The sequence below is a fragment of the Gilliamella sp. LMG 34361 genome, assembly GCF_984569075.1.
Genome location: NZ_OZ474903.1, coordinates 449,744 through 466,999 on the forward strand (window position 1 = coordinate 449,744; position 17,256 = coordinate 466,999).

The 17,256-nt window shown below is 36.1% G+C and carries 18 protein-coding genes; 10 read left to right on the forward strand and 8 right to left on the reverse strand.

Annotated elements, in window-relative coordinates; genetic code table 11:
- Window positions 1-3 precede the first annotated feature (3 nt).
- The 3 genes from AC5LXI_RS02240 to nagB are packed head-to-tail and all read right to left on the reverse strand — an operon-like array spanning window position 4 to window position 3,224.
- Entirely contained in the window at window positions 4-1,227 is a 1,224-nt protein-coding gene (locus AC5LXI_RS02240; RefSeq protein WP_493443339.1) for an ROK family protein, read from the reverse strand.
- A gap of 36 nt (window positions 1,228-1,263) precedes the next feature.
- On the reverse strand, window positions 1,264-2,406 hold the full coding sequence (gene nagA / locus AC5LXI_RS02245; protein WP_493443340.1) for an N-acetylglucosamine-6-phosphate deacetylase: 1,143 nt from the start codon (window positions 2,404-2,406) through the stop codon (window positions 1,264-1,266).
- An 11-nt stretch (window positions 2,407-2,417) separates the two neighbouring features.
- Window positions 2,418-3,224, reverse strand: a complete 807-nt coding sequence (gene nagB / locus AC5LXI_RS02250) for a glucosamine-6-phosphate deaminase (RefSeq protein ID WP_493443341.1) — start codon at window positions 3,222-3,224, stop codon at window positions 2,418-2,420.
- A gap of 249 nt (window positions 3,225-3,473) precedes the next feature.
- On the opposite strand from nagB, the gene nagE reads away from it, so the two are divergent.
- Complete coding sequence (gene nagE / locus AC5LXI_RS02255; RefSeq protein WP_493443342.1) at window positions 3,474-4,955, forward strand: N-acetylglucosamine-specific PTS transporter subunit IIBC; 1,482 nt, start codon at window positions 3,474-3,476, stop codon at window positions 4,953-4,955.
- Between the two features lie 152 nt (window positions 4,956-5,107).
- Here the strand turns inward: nagE and tusC are convergent, their stop codons facing one another.
- The 3 genes from tusC to fkpA are packed head-to-tail and all read right to left on the reverse strand — an operon-like array spanning window position 5,108 to window position 6,781.
- Entirely contained in the window at window positions 5,108-5,461 is a 354-nt protein-coding gene (gene tusC / locus AC5LXI_RS02260) for a sulfurtransferase complex subunit TusC (RefSeq protein ID WP_493443343.1), read from the reverse strand.
- Window positions 5,462-5,475: 14 nt separating this feature from the next.
- Window positions 5,476-5,841, reverse strand: a complete 366-nt coding sequence (tusD, locus tag AC5LXI_RS02265; RefSeq protein WP_493443344.1) for a sulfurtransferase complex subunit TusD — start codon at window positions 5,839-5,841, stop codon at window positions 5,476-5,478.
- 4 nt (window positions 5,842-5,845) lie between these two features.
- Window positions 5,846-6,781, reverse strand: a complete 936-nt coding sequence (gene fkpA / locus AC5LXI_RS02270) for an FKBP-type peptidyl-prolyl cis-trans isomerase (protein ID WP_493443345.1) — start codon at window positions 6,779-6,781, stop codon at window positions 5,846-5,848.
- A 226-nt stretch (window positions 6,782-7,007) separates the two neighbouring features.
- Between fkpA and fabZ the strand changes: the two genes are divergently transcribed.
- Genes fabZ through rnhB form a run of 4 tightly spaced genes read left to right on the forward strand, consistent with a single transcriptional unit; the run spans window position 7,008 to window position 10,013 of the window.
- Complete coding sequence (gene fabZ / locus AC5LXI_RS02275) at window positions 7,008-7,454, forward strand: 3-hydroxyacyl-ACP dehydratase FabZ (RefSeq protein ID WP_034882348.1); 447 nt, start codon at window positions 7,008-7,010, stop codon at window positions 7,452-7,454.
- 41 nt (window positions 7,455-7,495) lie between these two features.
- A complete protein-coding gene (gene lpxA / locus AC5LXI_RS02280; RefSeq protein ID WP_493443346.1) occupies window positions 7,496-8,275 on the forward strand; it encodes an acyl-ACP--UDP-N-acetylglucosamine O-acyltransferase in 780 nt (259 codons plus the stop codon).
- Window positions 8,275-9,426 carry a lipid-A-disaccharide synthase gene (gene lpxB / locus AC5LXI_RS02285; RefSeq protein WP_493443347.1) on the forward strand — a complete coding sequence of 384 codons (1,152 nt, stop codon included), beginning with the start codon at window positions 8,275-8,277 and terminating at the stop codon, window positions 9,424-9,426. Before lpxA ends, lpxB begins: the two co-directional genes overlap by 1 nt.
- Window positions 9,426-10,013: a ribonuclease HII gene (gene rnhB / locus AC5LXI_RS02290; RefSeq protein WP_493444233.1), complete on the forward strand. Its 588-nt coding sequence runs from the start codon at window positions 9,426-9,428 to the stop codon at window positions 10,011-10,013. Before lpxB ends, rnhB begins: the two co-directional genes overlap by 1 nt.
- A gap of 2 nt (window positions 10,014-10,015) precedes the next feature.
- Here the strand turns inward: rnhB and AC5LXI_RS02295 are convergent, their stop codons facing one another.
- On the reverse strand, window positions 10,016-10,615 hold the full coding sequence (locus AC5LXI_RS02295) for a YiiX family permuted papain-like enzyme (RefSeq protein ID WP_493443348.1): 600 nt from the start codon (window positions 10,613-10,615) through the stop codon (window positions 10,016-10,018).
- A 100-nt stretch (window positions 10,616-10,715) separates the two neighbouring features.
- On the reverse strand, window positions 10,716-12,005 hold the full coding sequence (locus tag AC5LXI_RS02300) for an NAD(P)/FAD-dependent oxidoreductase (RefSeq protein ID WP_493443349.1): 1,290 nt from the start codon (window positions 12,003-12,005) through the stop codon (window positions 10,716-10,718).
- A 340-nt stretch (window positions 12,006-12,345) separates the two neighbouring features.
- On the opposite strand from AC5LXI_RS02300, the gene AC5LXI_RS02305 reads away from it, so the two are divergent.
- From AC5LXI_RS02305 to rraA, 5 genes are all read left to right on the forward strand, one after another.
- On the forward strand, window positions 12,346-13,317 hold the full coding sequence (locus AC5LXI_RS02305; protein WP_493443350.1) for an HlyD family secretion protein: 972 nt from the start codon (window positions 12,346-12,348) through the stop codon (window positions 13,315-13,317).
- Complete coding sequence (locus AC5LXI_RS02310; RefSeq protein ID WP_493443351.1) at window positions 13,299-14,438, forward strand: ABC transporter permease; 1,140 nt, start codon at window positions 13,299-13,301, stop codon at window positions 14,436-14,438. The genes AC5LXI_RS02305 and AC5LXI_RS02310 overlap by 19 nt, the downstream gene beginning before the upstream one ends.
- A 14-nt stretch (window positions 14,439-14,452) precedes the next feature.
- The gene (locus AC5LXI_RS02315) at window positions 14,453-15,640 is read left to right on the forward strand and encodes an ABC transporter permease (protein ID WP_493443352.1); all 1,188 of its coding nucleotides are present in this window, start codon (window positions 14,453-14,455) and stop codon (window positions 15,638-15,640) included.
- Window positions 15,641-15,712: 72 nt separating this feature from the next.
- Window positions 15,713-16,615 (forward strand): 1,4-dihydroxy-2-naphthoate polyprenyltransferase, encoded by a 903-nt coding sequence (locus AC5LXI_RS02320; protein WP_493443353.1) that lies wholly within the window; start codon window positions 15,713-15,715, stop codon window positions 16,613-16,615.
- Between the two features lie 89 nt (window positions 16,616-16,704).
- Entirely contained in the window at window positions 16,705-17,196 is a 492-nt protein-coding gene (rraA, locus tag AC5LXI_RS02325) for a ribonuclease E activity regulator RraA (protein WP_493443354.1), read from the forward strand.
- The last annotated feature ends 60 nt before the right edge of the window (window positions 17,197-17,256 follow it).

Below are 17,256 nucleotides of genomic sequence, written 5' to 3' on the forward strand. Positions count from 1 at the left end.
TTATTAGATTGTTTCTAATAAGGTCATTAACAGTGAACCGTTAAATAACGCTTGTTGTACTAAGGCAAATGCACCAATTGCTGAACGGTCATTAAGTGTTGAACAATTGATAGTTAGATTGTTTCTTAACTCTTCTAAACTTTGAGCATTTAACGCACTAGTTACTGCATTTAATAATACATCGGGTGATTTTGTTAATTCGCCAGCTAATACAATCCGTTGTGGGTTAAAAATATTCACCATTATCGCGACAGCTCTACCCAGATTTTCACCGGCATCTTTAACTAACTTAAGTGCTAACTCATCTCCTTGATTGGCATATTTGCAAATATTGCTGATATTCATGTTATCTAAACTTAATTTAGTTGGATAACCTTGCTCTATCATCTGTTTTGCTCGTGCCTCGATGGCCTTGTGAACTACACGATTTTCTAAACAGCCAAAATTTCCACAATGGCAACGTTCACCTAATGCATCAATTTGGATGTGTCCAACTTCACAAGCTGTTTGGTTATGGTTAGTAAGTAATTGTTGATTAATAATTACTCCTGAACCAACACCACGATGTACACGAATTAAAATTGAATCATCTACATCTTGAGTTGAACCGAAATAACTCTCAGCTAATGCCAAACTTTGAATATCGTTACCAATAAAAATCGAAACATTAAACTGATCACGTAATACATCCGCTAAAGGCCATGCTTTAACTTGAATATGTGGGGTATAACGAATGATCCCTCGCACTGAATCAATTAAACCTGGTAAAACCACTGAGATCGCAACAAGATGTTTAACTTTTTTATTATTTTTTTCGATGAACTGTTTAATTAGTGCAATTAAATATTCTTGTGCTAACTGTTGCGTAAAAGTAGTAAGTGGATAAACTTCAAATGCTAGACTATTGGCTCCTAAATCATAAAGTTCAATCGTGACATGCGAACGGCTCAATTGTATGGCAATTGTCTGATAGTAACCAAATTTTGCTTGTATTGAAACCGCAGGTCGTCCCCCCGTCGATTGTTGTGCATCAACTTCTTTGATCATATTCTTTTTGAGGAGTTGGCGTGTAATTTTGGTTATACTAGCGGGTGCTAATTGACTGATTTCGGCAAGTTGTATACGTGAAACAGGGGCTTGCTGAACAATCAAACGGTAAATCATAGCATAATTTAATTGTTTGATTAGTTCAGCATTGCCAACAAGGTGTAGATAATTAAAGGTCATATTTTATCTCAATACTTTCATTAACTATCTCACATTCTAGCGGGTCATCTCTCCATTAACAACCGTTTTCACGTTTGAAAAATCACGATCAAAAATAACTAAGTTGGCAATTTTATTTTCGGTGATGGTGCCAAGTTGTTTATCAACGCCAATTGCTTTTGCTGGATAAAGCGTTGCCATTCTTAATGCTTCATCTAAAGCAATACCAACATAATCTACTGCATTTTTTACTGCTTCAATCATGGTTAATGCTGATCCACCTAGCGTGCCATTTTCATCAACACAACGGCCATCTTTGTAATAGATAGTTTTGTCAGCAAATACCCCTGAAGTTAAATCAGAGCCGGCTAATAACATCGCATCAGTAATCAAAATTAAATGGTCTTGTTTAATTTTATGGCTATTACGAATATTCGCCCAACTTACATGTTGTCCATCAGCAATAATACCAACATAAACTTCTGGCTCATCATAAATTGCACCAACAACACCGGGTTCGCGACCAGTAATATAAGGCATAGCATTAAATAGATGTGTACCTAGGCGGATACCAGCATTGAAACCACGACGGCAATCTTCATAGTGGCCGTTAGAATGTCCAACTGAAACGTGAATTCCGGCATCGCATAATTGTTTAATATGTTTAGCATCAACTTTTTCTGGGGCTAGAGTAATAATTTTTATTACATCAGCATTTTCACAAAGAAAGTCGATCATTTTTTGCGAAGGTTGACGGATATAATTCACATTATGAATACCTTTCTTTTCAGGATTAATGTAAGGACCTTCAAGATGTAAACCTAATGCTTGGTTTGGATGTTTAGCCAAATACTCACGCATCACATTTACTGCTTTAATCATAAATTCATCGGTTGAGGTGATTAAAGTCGGTAAATAGCTCGTACAACCATAAGTAAGATTGGTTGCTTGCATTTTTTCTAATGTTTCAACACTTAACGCATCAAGTGTTTCATTAAATTGTACACCACCACAACCATTGACTTGAATATCAATAAGACCAGGTGCAACGATGGCACCTTGTAAATCTTCAATAGTGATGTCAGCTGGTAATTCTTCTTGTTTACAAATTTTGGCAATCTTATCGCCGTCGATAACAACGGCGTGATTTTCAAGAATTTCATAACCAGTATAAATACGACAATTTGTTAATGCGTACATTGAATTATCCTTTATAAAACGGTCACTTTAAGGTTATCAGCTTCCATTTGTTGGAAATATTTAAGTGTTTTCACTTTAAGATCATCAGTACTTGGCTCATCACAAACAATAATTGATGCTGGATGCATTTGCAATGCGGTAACGGTCCAAAGATGATTAACGCATCCTTCAACACCTGCTTGTAATGCTAAACTTTTGTTATGTCCACAAACTAATAAGATCACTTCTTGTGCATCCATTAATGTAGCTACACCAATAGTTAACGCGTGTTTTGGAACTTGTTTGATATCATTATCAAAGAAGCGTGAGTTTGCGATAATTGTATCTTCAGTTAAGGTTTTAATACGTGTTCTTGAACAAAGTGAAGAACCAGGTTCATTAAAGGCAATGTGCCCATCTTGACCAACACCACCAACAAAAATATTGATTTTACCGTAAGATTTGATCTTTTCTTCATATTCACGGCATTCTTGATCGATATCAGGCGCATTACCATTTAATATATGGATGTTGTTTTTATCAATATCAATATGATTGAAGAAATTTTCATACATAAAAGTGTGATAACTTTGCGGATGATCTTCAGGAAGACCGACATACTCATCCATATTAAAAGTAACTACATGTTTAAAACTGACTTTACCGGCTTGGTATTGTTTGATGAGTTGTTGATACATGACTAATGGTGAACTTCCTGTCGGTAAGCCCAGTAAAAACGGACGTTCCGCTGTCGGTTTAAATTGATTAATTTTATTTACAATACGCTGCGCAACCCAAGCGCCGACTTCTTGCGCATTTTGTAAAGGAATAAGTCTCATAAAATATAGCCTCTTCTGATATAATTAAATAAAAACTTTTTTTTTAAAGTAAAAAATGTTGAAGGTATTCTACTATATTAAACTAATTAATCAAAAAAAAATCGTGATATAAATCACAAAAAGCAAATATTTAATTTGCGAAGTAAAATAATATAATGTCAAATATAGTTGACTTACTCACTTTTACTTAACGATGTGAAATTTCACTATTTTTAAGTAACTCCCAAAAAATAATATGAGGTAAAACTTATGGGGATTTTAGCTTATTTACAACGAATTGGGCGCTCATTAATGGTGCCTGTGGCAGTATTACCGGCTGCTGCAATTCTTTTAGGTATTGGTTATTGGATTGATCCAGATGGTTGGGGAACAAACAATATTGCTGCAGCATTTTTGATTAAATCCGGCGGTGCTATTATCGATAATATGCCAATCCTTTTCGCAATTGGTGTGGCGTATGGTATGTCTAAAGATAAAGATGGTGCAGCGGCATTATCTGGATTGGTAGGCTTTTTAATCATTACTACACTATTATCACCAAATACTATTGCCCTATTTGAAGGGGTTGATACTAGTGTGGAAGGTTGGAATTCACAAATATCCCCTGCTTTTGGCAAGATAAATAACCAATTTATCGGTATTTTAGTTGGGATTATTTCTGCTGAACTATATAACCGCTTTAGTTCTGTCGAACTACATAAAGCATTAGCCTTTTTCAGTGGTAAGCGTCTTGTTCCAATCATTGTTTCCATTGTTATGCTATTTGTTTCAGTGGTGCTATATTTTATTTGGCCTATGGTATTTAGCGCATTAGTTTCTTTTGGTGAATGGATCAAGAATTTAGGTTCAGTAGGTGCGGGTATTTATGGTTTCTTTAACCGTTTATTAATTCCTGTTGGTTTACATCATGCGTTAAACTCAGTATTTTGGTTTGACGTTGCTGGTGTTAATGATATTCCTAACTTCTTAGGCGGACAAGGTTCTATTGATTCTGGTAAAGCGATTGCAGGTATTACTGGTCGTTATCAAGCAGGTTTCTTCCCTATTATGATGTTTGGTTTACCTGGTGCTGCACTGGCAATTTATCATACAGCTAAAAAAGGTAATAAAGATAAAACGGCATCAATTATGTTAGCAGCATCTTTTGCGGCCTTCTTTACTGGTATTACTGAGCCATTAGAGTTTGCCTTTATGTTCGTTGCACCAGTGTTATATGTAATTCATGCTGTTTTAACGGGTATTTCTCTATTTATTGCTGCAACAATGCAATGGATATCTGGATTTGCATTCAGTGCAGGGCTAATCGACATGTTGTTACAATCTCGTAACCCATTAGCGGTACATTGGTATATGTTGATTGTGCAAGGTATTGTATTCTTCTTTGTTTACTACATTGTATTCCGTTTTGTAATTGTGAAACTCAATCTTAAAACGCCGGGTCGTGAGGTCGATACTACGACAACAGCTGAAGAAAACGTACCAACAGTAGGCGATGTTTCTAAACTTGCTGAACAATATTTAGTTATTGTCGGTGGTAAAGAAAATCTAACTAATATTGACTCTTGTATCACTCGGTTACGATTAAATGTTCATGATTCAGATTTGATTGATGAACAAGCTGCTAAAGCACTTGGTGCCATGGCTGTTATAAAACTAGGTAAAACTGGTGTGCAAATTGTTGTTGGTCAACAGGCTGAAAAGATTGCTGATCACATGAAAAAGTTAGTTTAATATAAATTTTATCTACTAAGTTTGTTCGAAATTATCCTCGTGGCTTAGCCACGGGGATTTTTATTATCACTTGCAAAATTAGATTAAGTATCAATAGGGTGGTTATAAAATCAGAGAATAAAAAAGTTGAGGAACGGGGTTTTTGAAGGTAATTAAAAGTGTAAAATAGCGTCTTGACTGGCTAGCAATTGTTTAAGTTGTCTATTTTCAATTAGTTGGCTGGGAATGTTGATCGCTATCTGGTTTAAATTACGTTCACCTAACGAAGTTTTACAAACATAAACATCTTCAATATCATAAAGTTCTAACATATTAAATGTTGCTATGTAATCTCGCATCAATATATCTTCTGGATGTTGATTGGGTAATAGATGAAAAACACCATCCCCCATAAAAAAGACAGAAATATGATTAAATGCTGAAAGTGCTAATGTAGTATCCAATGCTTCTCGACCTTTGGCATTGCCATGTGGTGGGGCACTGATAATAATGGCGACATTTTTCATATAAGTTGCCTTTTTTAAAATTGTAGAACTCGATCAGCTCTTGCTACCGCTTCACTTAAGTCACCAAGGCCAGTTAGTTCAAAATTTGTGGCTAGATTTTCTATACTGATACCTCGTCTTTGAGCTGCTGCCACGCAAACCGCAAGGTTTAAGCAATATTGTTTTGCTAATTTTTGCCATGCTTTGACGAGATCAAACTCATCATTGGCTGGATCAGTATAACAGTTGGCGTTATAAACACCGTCAGCATAAAAAAAGACGTTATCAATTGAATGGTTAGTATTTGAAAGTAGCGTTTGAGCAAATTGATAAGCACAATAAGCAGATTGGGTCCCATAAGCGGGACCCATAATAACCAATGTATAACTTAATGGATTCATCAAATTATTCTTGTGCAGGTTCAGTCGCTGGAGTAGCTTCGTTAGTGTTCTCTTTATCGTTATCAATACCAAGTAACTCAACTTCAAACACTAACGTTGACGCTGGGGTAATTGTTGCTTTGTCGCCTTGGCTTGGGAAGCTTTGATCACCATAAGCTAATTCTGGTGGAACAACTAATTTAATCTTACCACCAACACCGATGATTTGGATGCCTTCAGTCCAACCTTTGATTACACCGTTAAGTGGGAAAGTTGCTGTTTCGTTACGGTCATAAGAGCTGTCGAATTTACGACCATCAGTTAGTGTACCGACATAGTGAACAATAACAGTATCATCAGCCTTTGGATGAGCTCCAGTACCTTCGTTAATAACTTTATATAATAAACCTGATTTAGTTTTTATTACGCCTGGTTCTTTTGCAAACTCTTCACGGAATTTTTCACCAGCTTCGATATTTTCCGTTTTTTGTTTTTCAAAACGAGCTTGGCTTTCTTCCTGTATACGTTTAGTGAAAGCATCTAAAATTGTTTTCACTTGTTCTTTACTAAGTTGTGAAGCCCCTTTCATTGTTTCATCAAAGCCGCTGATTAAATATTCTTGGTCAGCTTTTATATAATTTTCTTCTAAGTTTGTTTTTAGGTAATCAGCAAATGAAGAACCTAATGCATAGGACTCTTTTTGAGCTTCAGTTGTAATATTGGCTTTAGTGCTTTGAGTATCTGTTTTTTCAGTTACTTGTGCATCTTTGTTTTCTACATTATCAGCTGCATTAGCTGTTTCTGCCTTATTTTCTGCTTTGTTTTCTGCTGAGGCAGTTTCAACAGTATTTGTCGTAGCAGTAGCAGCAGGTGTTTCTTCCGTTGTTTTTTTCTCATCACAACCTGCAAGCGCTAATACGATAGCACTGCTTATTAATGTCATTTTAATAAATGATTTCATTTCACTCTCCAAGTTAAAAGATCTTTTTGCTAAAAAACGGTTATATTATATATTGATCTAATAGTATAATATAGTTTTTACGTATCATTTATATAATTAATTTATATTGAATTAGATTTATTTGTTATTGGAAACGATAAAAACAAGGTGAAAAATCACTCCTTGAGTGAAAGTGGTATCCTCAGTTATAATAAACTTAGTTTAATAATGTATAAGGATAGCTATTTTGACTACCGAACTTAATACTCTTGATATTGAAGAAATCATCAGTTTACTGCCGCATCGTTACCCATTTTTAATGGTCGATCGCGTACTTAGTTATGAAAAAGGCAAAACATTAAAAGCCATTAAAAATGTCACTTTTAATGAACCATTCTTCCAAGGTCACTTTCCTAATAAACCGATTTTTCCTGGTGTTTTAATTTTAGAAGCAATGGCTCAAGCGACTGGTATTTTAGCTTTCAAAAGTATTGAAGAGTTATCCCCGGGTCAACTTTATTATTTTGCGTCAATTGACAAAGCGCGTTTTAAACGTCCTGTCGTGCCAGGTGATCAAATCGTACTTGATGTAGAATATATTAAAGAGCGTCGTGGTATTGCATTGTTCCATGGTGTTGCAACAGTTGATGGTAAACTGGTTTGTGAAGCCGAAATGATGTGTGCGCGTAAATAATAATGATTTTTGAAATATCCCAAAAGTATTAAGGAATTGCTATGGCAACGGAAATACACCCAAGTTCAGTAATAGAAAAGGGGGCAAAGATTGGTGATAATGTCAAAATCGGACCTTTTTGTTATATTGGTGAGCATGTTGAAATTGGTGATGGTAGCTTTTTAAAATCACATGTTGTCGTTAATGGACACACCAGAATTGGTCAAAATAATCAAATCTATCAATTTGCTTCAATCGGTGAAGTTAACCAAGATTTAAAATATCGTGGCGAACCTACACGCACTGAAATTGGTGATCGCAATCTGATTCGTGAAAGTGTGACCATTCATCGAGGTACTGTTCAAGGTGGTGAGTTAACTCGCATTGGTAGCGATAATTTATTTATGATTAATGCGCACGTTGCTCATGATTGTATTATTGGTGATCGTTGTATTTTAGCCAATAATGCCACACTTGGTGGCCACGTGCAGTTAGATGATTATGTCATTATTGGCGGCATGACAGCTGTGCACCAATTTTGCGTAATCGGATCTCACGTAATGGTTGGAGGTTGTTCAGGCGTTGCCCAAGATGTCCCTCCTTATGTTATTGCTCAAGGAAATCATGCAACACCACATGGTGTTAATTATGAAGGATTGAAACGTCGAGGTTTTGGTAAAGAGGCGCTACAGGCCATTCGTAACACTTATAAAATTCTTTATCGAAACGGCTTAAGCCTTGACGATGCCAAAGTTCAAATTGAATTGCTGGCTAAACAGTATCCTGAAGTTCAACTGTTTATTGATTTTTTTGCTCGTTCAACCCGGGGCATTATTCGTTAATGACAGATAAACCCTTAACCGTTGCCCTAGTCGCTGGTGAAACATCTGGCGATATTCTTGGAGCTGGTTTAATTCGTACTCTTAAAAAACACCATCCTAATATTAAATTTGTCGGTATTGCTGGTCCACTAATGCAAGCGGAAGGTTGCCAAGCTTGGTATGAAATGGAAGAGCTATCAGTAATGGGCATTGTTGAGGTATTAGGTCGATTACGTCGTATTTTAGCTATTCGTCGAGATATCACTAAACGTTTTATCGAGTTAAAACCTGATATTTTTATCGGTATTGATGCCCCGGATTTTAATCTTGCATTAGAAGGCAAACTTAAACAAGCTGGAATTAAAACCATTCATTATGTGAGTCCTTCGGTGTGGGCTTGGAAGCAAAAACGCGTATTTAAAATTAAACGCAATACCAATCTTATTTTAGCTTTTTTGCCTTTTGAAAAAGCCTTTTATGATAAATTTGGTGTTCCTTGTCGTTTTATTGGTCATAAAATGGCGGATGATATTCCCCTCGAACCCGATCAAACAGCTATGCGTCAACAGTTAGGTATTCCTGTTGATTGCCAATGCTTAGTCTTATTGCCTGGTAGTCGCCATGCCGAAGTGACATTATTATCTGAGCCTTTTTTAAAAGCAGCGCAATTGTTACGTGATAAATTCCCTGATTTACATATTGTAGTTCCATTAGTGAATAGCAAAAGAAGAGCGGAATTTGAACAAATAAAGGCAGAGATTGCACCAGAGCTTAAGCTGCAATTATTAGATGGTCATGCTCGGGAAGCGATGATTGCCAGTAATGCTGCAATTTTGGCTTCTGGCACGGTTGCTCTTGAGTGTATGTTAGCCAAATGTCCAATGGTAGTGGGGTATAAAATGAAAACCTTTACCTTTTGGTTGGCAAAAAAAATCATCAAAACCCCTTATGTTTCTCTACCCAATATTCTAGCAGGTAAAGAAATCGTCCCTGAATTATTACAGCACGACTGTACACCAGAAAATATCGCTAATCATGTTCTTCCTTTTTTAGAAAGTGATAATGCCGAACTAAAAGCAACATTTTTGGCTCTACATAAACAAATTCGCTGTAATGCTGATGAACAAGCTGCCCAGGCGGTATTAGATGTATTAGAGGATTCCTCTTGTTAATAGAGTTTACTTACCCGGATGCGACATTAATCGCCGGTGTTGATGAAGTTGGTCGCGGGCCACTTTGTGGCGATGTCGTAACTGCTGCGGTGATTTTAGATCCGAATAAAACGATTGAGGGATTAACGGATTCTAAAAAGCTGACAGAAAAAAAACGTGAAGCCCTCTTTGATATTATTAAGCAAAATGCATTAGCATGGTGTGTTGGCAGAGCATCAGTTGATGAGATTGATAAGCTCAATATCCTACATGCTACCATGCTAGCAATGCAACGCGCGGTGGCAGGCTTACCAATCAAACCAAATTATGTTTTAGTTGATGGTAATCGTTGCCCTAATTTTGGTATCCAAACTCAGGCGGTGGTTAAAGGTGACTTATTAGTTGCAGAAATCAGTGCCGCCTCGATTTTAGCTAAGGTGACGCGTGATCGCGAAATGGTCGAGCTTGATAAGCTATACCCTCAGTATGGCTTAGCTAAACATAAGGGTTATCCAACGAAAGACCATTTAAGGGCAATTGAAGAACATGGTGTGAATCATTTATATCGAAAAAGTTTTGCACCAATAAAAAAATTGTTACTTATTTAAGATCACCAGTTCTTATCAACAGTGGTTAATAGTGGTGAATTAAACATCGCAACCGGCGAAATTACCGTTTCTTGATAAGGGATCTTATCGCCATAACGTTGTTTTAATTTTTGTTTAACTGCTGGTGATGTTAGGTTAAAATCTTTAACCGTTTGTAATTTTCCAATTTTTAAATTAAGCGCTTTATTGTAAATTTTCCAAACTAATTCTGAGCAGTAAATATAATTATCATCCCAACCAAACCAAATATCGTAAGGTTTGTTTTCAAATGTGTGGGCAACTTGCTTTAACTTGGTAATTTCTTTAGCTGATAAAGTACGATCTTTTAACCGTTTAATCACATATTTTTTATTTTTTCCGCGATTTATCCATTTATCTAATGGCGTATAAACCACTTTACTCGCCGCTTCAAAAACATAAGGTTTACCATTTTTAGTAAAAATGATACCCATATGACTATAAGGTGAATTGGTTGCTTGCTCAACAGCTTTGCTTTGATTTGATTGAGAAGATTGGAAAATGATATCACCATCTTGAGGTAGATAACCTGCTATAGCCGTGTAGCTAGTGAAAAGTAATCCAATAATGAAAATAAAACGCATAAACTATTACTTATAAAATTTAATCAATTAAGATAATAGTATAATATAAAACAGCTAATTAAAAATCTTTTAACTAGCTGTTAATGGTGTGATTGAGTACTTAATCGCGATTACTAAAAATGGAACTAGCTTTCGTTTTGTACATAAATTTGCTGGCACGAGCAAAGCGGATCGTTTTGAAAATACCTAACAAACTAGCTTGATGCATTCGATACAACAATCGATGAATAATGAGTGCAAACCAGCCTTTTACATTCATTTCACTCTTTCCTGCTATTTTCACCACACCTTGTGCGGTATCGTGTAAAGAAATGATTGTGCCATTATCGGTATACTTAAATGATTTTAATGGATTGTTATTTAGTATATTGATGATGTTTTCATAACAGATTTTTGCCATTTGATGTGCAGCTTGAGCGGTAGGTGGTGAGGCACGACCATTATCTTGCATCGCATAAGCACAGTCACCAATAACAAAAATACTATCATCACGTGAAGTTTGCAATGTTGGTTTTACCACCAATTGATTAGAACGGCTTGATTCTAACCCAGCAATTTCTTTCAAATAATCCGGTGCTTTAACTCCCGCAGTCCAGATCATAATATCTGCTTTAAGGGTATCGCCTTCTTTTGGATAAAATCCATCACTTTCAGCTTTGGTAATCATGGTTTTAGTTAATACATGAATACCTTGTTTCTCAAGTGTTTTAGTGATGCTTGCAGCGGTCTTTTCAGGAAGAGCAGGTAAAATTCGATCGGTTGCTTCAATAACGGACACATCCAACAGATCGGAACACATTTTATTATGGCCGCAGGCGCCAAATGCTTCCACCATGTGTGGCAGTTCAGAAGCTAATTCAACACCGGTCGCACCACCACCAACGATAGCAATCCGGATTTTATCTTCATCACGGCTTTGATCATCATCGATGATGGAGCAAAAACTGGTGAATTTATTGATTAGGGTTTCTCTCAACCGAATAGCTGCATTTTGGTCATCTAAGAAGATACAATGTTCTTTTACACCTGGAGTACCAAAATCGTTAGAAGTACTACCAATGGCAATAACTAAAATGTCATAATTAACAGCTACTGTTTTGTTTTGATGATTGATGATAGTAATTTGTTTTTTGTCACGATCAAGGTTTGTGAAAGTTCCTTGGGTAAATTCGAAATTATGCTGTTGTCCTTGAGAGGCGTAAAAGATATTATCAACTTGTTCATCAAGTACACCAGTTGCAACTTCATGCAATAATGGTTTCCATAGATGATAACTGTTTTTATCAATTAAGGTTATTTGAGCTTTATCCGTTTTGCCTAACTTATCACCTAGGTCGGTAGCGAGTTCTAAACCGCCGGCTCCACCACCAATAATAATTATTTTTTGCATATTTCAAGCCTTATTATTTCAACTAAAAAATATCATACTAAATAAGTAGGTTTTTATCTATTTCTTTTGACTGATAACATTTATAAATGAAATCTATTGAAATGGTGGTTTACAATTATTGAAATTTATTTAAGGGTGCAATAGAATATCCTTTAATGTAGTTGTAAATAATCCCATGTAGTAGCTTTACTTTGTTATAGAAATATAGTTTTGATTGTTTAAGTAAAGCACTATATCCTGTGATATAGTAATCATTATTGATGTATATTAACTCTCGATTGCATACAATTATCCTAGTTCTTTTAGGCCTTATCTTACAAATGTCACTCAAAATGAATTTATGAATAAAAAAATATTTATTGTTATTGCATTGATTGTTATTTTAATTTCGATGACGATCTTAATACGTGCTCATAATAGCCAGCTTATTTTGCAAGGCGAAGTTGACGCACCCAATGTTAGCATTTCCTCAAAAGCCAAGGGGAGAGTGCAAGTTATTCATGTCAATCGAGGCGATGATGTTAAACAAAATGATGTTTTAATTACGCTCGATAGTCCTGAACTTTTAGCCCAAGTTAAAGCAGCTGAAGCGGGGCGGGATCAAGCTAAAGCGCAAGTTGAACTTTCGCAAAACGGCACTCGTGAAGAAAGTATCCGCTATTATGAAGCATTACTTGAACAAGCTAAAGTTGCTTATGACAACGCCTCGAAAGAGTACAATCGCAATAAAGCAATTTCTGCAAAAGGCTTTGTATCGCAATCAATATTGGATAATGCCCTTAAGACGCGTGATGCGGCTCATCAACAAGTTTTATCCGCTCAAGCAAATTTAGACCAAGCGCAAAATGGTGATCGCGTTGAACAACGCGAAATCTATAATGCTAAATTAAAAGAGGCTCAAGAGCAGCTTAAACAACTACAGATTCAATATGATGATCTGCAAGTTAAAGCGCCTGTCGATGGTGAAGTTGGTTCAATTCCTGCTGAAGTCGGGGAATTGTTTAATGCAAATAGCCCACTATTAACGGTTATTCGCTTACCACAAGCCTATTTTGTGTTTAACATTCGTGAAAATATTATGCCAAATATTCATAAAGGCGACCATGTTAAGCTGGAAGTTCCAGCGCTTGGTAATAAAGAAGTTGAAGCTGAGGTGCGTTTTATTTCACCAATGGGTGATTATGCCACCAAACGTGCTACGCGGGCGACAGGTGATTTCGATTTAAAAACCTTTGAAATTAGACTTTATCCAACTAAACCTGTTGAAGGCTTACGCGCAGGTATGAGCACATTATGGAAAATAGACAACTAATTTCAGACTTTTGGCATCGGTTTAAAGATGCATTTAATGATGAAATCCCCGTCATATTTAAGCGTTTTACTTTCCATTGGTTAATGTGGATATTACCACTGATTATTTTTGTTATTATCAGCAGTATCTTCTATCGAGGTGTACTATTTGATCTGCCGGTAGGTTTTGTTGATCAAGATAAAAGTACCTTATCTCGTGAAATTATTCGCGATCTTAACGCTGGAGCACATGCAAATCTAACAAATTATGATAATCAGCTAAAAATGGCTGAACGTGATTTAGAGAAAGCTAAAATATACGCCATTCTCTATATACCGCCTAATTTTGAAGCCGATGTGTTAGCCGGTCATCAACCAACACCGATGCTTTATTATAATGCCTTATATTATAGTGCTGGTTTATATTCCATCATGGATTATTCTGGGTTAATTGCCTCATTAAACACTCAATATCGTACCACTATGGCAACCAGTATTGGTTTACCGGTACCGAAACTTGCGCAAGTTAATTTCAATTATGATGGGTTATTTAATGCTAGTGGTAACTCAATGTACTTCCAGCAATTTTCTGCGGTAGTACATCTGTTACAATTATTTGTAGTGACCACAACGATTCATATTCTGTCGCGATTACCTAAAAGGACTCGGCCTAATTATCCGTTTGTATTAGGTAAATTAGCCCCTTATACCATTTGGTATACCATGTTATTGATGTTTGAAATAGCTATGCTGGTATTATTTTCGGATGCCCGGGTATCTGGTTCGCCATTCGCTATGATGTTGGTCGTGTTCTTCTATGTGATTGCGGCGCAAAGTATTGGTATTTTGCTTTATACATTTACTAAAACAGTATTAGATGCCTATACCTATATCGGTGTATTGGTTGGATTGGCATTAACCTATTCGGGGGTAGTGGTGCCTGAATTATCGATGCCTTGGATAGCAAGGTTTATCTCATCACTAGAGCCTTTAACCTATGCGCTCAATAAATTGTTCGATCTCTTTTTGAGACATTCTAGTTATCTATCCGTATTAAAAACCTGTGGTATTTTAATGATCTATCCAATCATTATTACAGTATTAGTTAGAAAACGTTTAGTCAAACGTTTACATTCACAGTAAGAGGCAATATTGGGATGCTTAAGCTATTTTTATCTTCAGCTGTAAAAATGTTTTTCTATATGCTCATGCGACCAATGTGGTTATTGCTATTAGTATCTGTTTCGTTAATGAGCTTGGTTTATATTAATGGCACTATTACCAATTTGCCGGTTGCGATTGTGGATCAGGATCATACTGCCACCAGTCGAAGTTTGATTCGCTCTTTAAATACCAGTTCTAAAATTGATGTCATTACTTATGAAAGTTCTTTAGAAGCTTATGATGATATTAACAGTCGGAAATTATTTGCGGTATTTACCATCCCAAGGGATTTTGAAAAACGTCTTTTAAACGGTCAAGACGTGACCATTCCTGCCTATGGAGATGCCTCTAGCCGTTTAGCTAATGGTTTGATACAAGTTGATATTCGAGGAATATATCAACAAATATTAACCGAATATAATACCCGGGTAATGCGTAATGCCGGTTTTTCTGATCCGCAAATTAATATCATCTTATCGCCGATAAAAGGGCAAACTATGCCTCTTTATAACGCCGGCATCAGCTTTGCGGCAATAACTTTTCCTGGATTATTAGTCATGTTGTTGCAACACTCCTTTTTGATAGCCTCAACTCGTACTAATATCACCTTACACTCCTTGCCACAAGGTAAGCCGCCAAGGATTGTTATCTTCGGAAGTTTATGCGGTCTTATTCCAATCTGGCTATTTTTGTCTTTAGTCTTGTTTGGATTATGGCCTTGGGTGCTTGGTTATCGGCAATTAGCTAGCATACCGGCGATTTTGGTGATGACATTTCCACTATTATTAGGCGTGTTAGGTTTAAGTAAATTACTCACTGAATGTTTACACCGAACCGAGATGATCTATCTCACTTTGGCCTTTCTGACTACACCCGTATTTTACTTATCAGGTACCATATGGCCGCTTGATGCTATGCCGTTATGGGTACAGACAGTATCGCGAATGTTACCATCAACTTGGGCGACCAATATGATTGCCGGTGTCAACCAGATGGGATTAGGTTTATCAGATAATTTATTTAACATATTTATGATTCTCTTTCTTGGGGCAATATATGGCTCGTTAGGCTTTTTTATTGCTGCACTACGAGAAGGCAAAGTGAGAAGATATTTCAAAAAAATAAAAAAATTGATGCGCTCAAGTAATCAGAAAGTTAATAATAAACCTTCAATTAGTTAGTCTAAAAACGTGAATATATTATTGATTACTGATATGATGAATGCTTGATTTTTTAAATAAATAATATGTTGTATGTCCAATAAATATTATCCATGGATGATTAGTTTACGCCCTAAAACATTAGTATTATCACTTTGTTCCATTTTGATGGGTAATGTGCTTGCGTATTGGAGTTGGTCTTTTGATCCACTGATTATGCTCTTATCAATTATTACCGCATCATTGCTGCAAATTTTATCGAATCTAGCCAATGATTATGGTGATGCGATTAAAGGCAGCGATGATCAAAACTTAACTGAGCATAAACGGGGGTTGCAGTTAGGTTTAATTACGCTTAATCAATTAAAAAAAGCATTATGGATTAATACTTTTTTATGTATTTTATTTGGACTGACTTTAATTTATTTAGCTTGTAATAATATTTATGAAATTTTAAGTTTTATACTATTAGGAATATTATCTATTATTGCAGCAATAACTTACACGGTAGGTAAAAAACCTTATGGTTATATAGGTCTTGGAGATCTATCTGTTCTTATCTTTTTTGGTCTAATTAGTGTAACAGGAAGCTATTATTTACAAACCAAAACATTACCAATACCGATTATTTTGCCAGCTTTAGGCTGTGGATTATTGTCCGTTGCAGTACTTAATATTAATAATCTTCGTGATATAGACAGTGACAGAATGAATCACAAACGAACACTGGTAGTTTTAATGGGCAAAGATCGTGGGCGAGTTTATCACCTTCTATTATTGGTGATCTCATTATGCTCATTTAGCATGTTCTCCTATAGTTATCTAAATCCTCGTTGGGGTTGGCTATTTATGCTCAGTCTACCTTTGTTAATTGAACATATTTATGCCGTTTTTCAATTTAAAACAGCAAAAGATGCTTTCCCGTTACTATTACAAATGGTCAAACTTGCTTTATTAACTAATTTACTTTATTGTTTGGGTATTATTTTGAGCTAGTTCACGTTTATATCAAATTTATATCGTTTTACTTAATGTTGGCGTTATACTAGAATTGAATAGATATTACAGTTAAAGGAGACTCGACCATGGAGTTTGAAACATCAATTCTATGCGATTACTACCCAGAAGATGTTAACGTTGTAGAACCGATATTTAGTAACTTTGGTGGTGTGACTTCGTTTTCAGGTCAGGTTGTCACAGTGAAATGCTTCGAAGATAACGGCATATTGTACGAAGTGTTACAATCCAATGGCGCAGGTAAAGTACTGGTTATTGATGGCGGTGGTTCGGTACGTCGAGCTTTAATCGATGCTGAATTAATCGATATAGCCCTGCAAAACCAATGGGAAGGTATCATCGTTTATGGAGCTGTTCGCCAAGTTGATTATATTGCCGATGCTGAAATCGGTGTACAAGCATTAGCAGCAATTCCGGTTGGCTCTGATGATCAAGGCGTTGGTGAAATTGATCTTCGCGTTAACTTTGGCGGTGTGACATTTTTCTCTGGCGACTTTATTTATGCTGATAATACCGGCATTATCTTATCTGAAATCGCTCTTGAAGTAGACGATAAATAAAACGCTTAGCATATTTATAAACCGCTTAATAAAAGTGTCCAACTTTATGGGGTCACTTCA

Bases quoted from the DNA above. Each gene is read 5' to 3' on its own strand.
- AC5LXI_RS02240 (WP_493443339.1), bottom strand. From the start codon at position 1,227: ATGACCTTTAATTATCTACACCTTGTTGGCAATGCTGAACTAATCAAA.
- nagA (WP_493443340.1), bottom strand. From the start codon at position 2,406: ATGTACGCATTAACAAATTGTCGTATTTATACTGGTTATGAAATTCTT.
- nagB (WP_493443341.1), bottom strand. From the start codon at position 3,224: ATGAGACTTATTCCTTTACAAAATGCGCAAGAAGTCGGCGCTTGGGTT.
- nagE (WP_493443342.1), top strand. From the start codon at position 3,474: ATGGGGATTTTAGCTTATTTACAACGAATTGGGCGCTCATTAATGGTG.
- tusC (WP_493443343.1), bottom strand. From the start codon at position 5,461: ATGAAAAATGTCGCCATTATTATCAGTGCCCCACCACATGGCAATGCC.
- tusD (WP_493443344.1), bottom strand. From the start codon at position 5,841: ATGAATCCATTAAGTTATACATTGGTTATTATGGGTCCCGCTTATGGG.
- fkpA (WP_493443345.1), bottom strand. From the start codon at position 6,781: ATGAAATCATTTATTAAAATGACATTAATAAGCAGTGCTATCGTATTA.
- lpxA (WP_493443346.1), top strand. From the start codon at position 7,496: ATGGCAACGGAAATACACCCAAGTTCAGTAATAGAAAAGGGGGCAAAG.
- lpxB (WP_493443347.1), top strand. From the start codon at position 8,275: ATGACAGATAAACCCTTAACCGTTGCCCTAGTCGCTGGTGAAACATCT.
- AC5LXI_RS02295 (WP_493443348.1), bottom strand. From the start codon at position 10,615: ATGCGTTTTATTTTCATTATTGGATTACTTTTCACTAGCTACACGGCT.
- AC5LXI_RS02300 (WP_493443349.1), bottom strand. From the start codon at position 12,005: ATGCAAAAAATAATTATTATTGGTGGTGGAGCCGGCGGTTTAGAACTC.
- AC5LXI_RS02305 (WP_493443350.1), top strand. From the start codon at position 12,346: ATGAATAAAAAAATATTTATTGTTATTGCATTGATTGTTATTTTAATT.
- AC5LXI_RS02310 (WP_493443351.1), top strand. From the start codon at position 13,299: ATGGAAAATAGACAACTAATTTCAGACTTTTGGCATCGGTTTAAAGAT.
- AC5LXI_RS02315 (WP_493443352.1), top strand. From the start codon at position 14,453: ATGCTTAAGCTATTTTTATCTTCAGCTGTAAAAATGTTTTTCTATATG.
- AC5LXI_RS02320 (WP_493443353.1), top strand. From the start codon at position 15,713: ATGTCCAATAAATATTATCCATGGATGATTAGTTTACGCCCTAAAACA.
- rraA (WP_493443354.1), top strand. From the start codon at position 16,705: ATGGAGTTTGAAACATCAATTCTATGCGATTACTACCCAGAAGATGTT.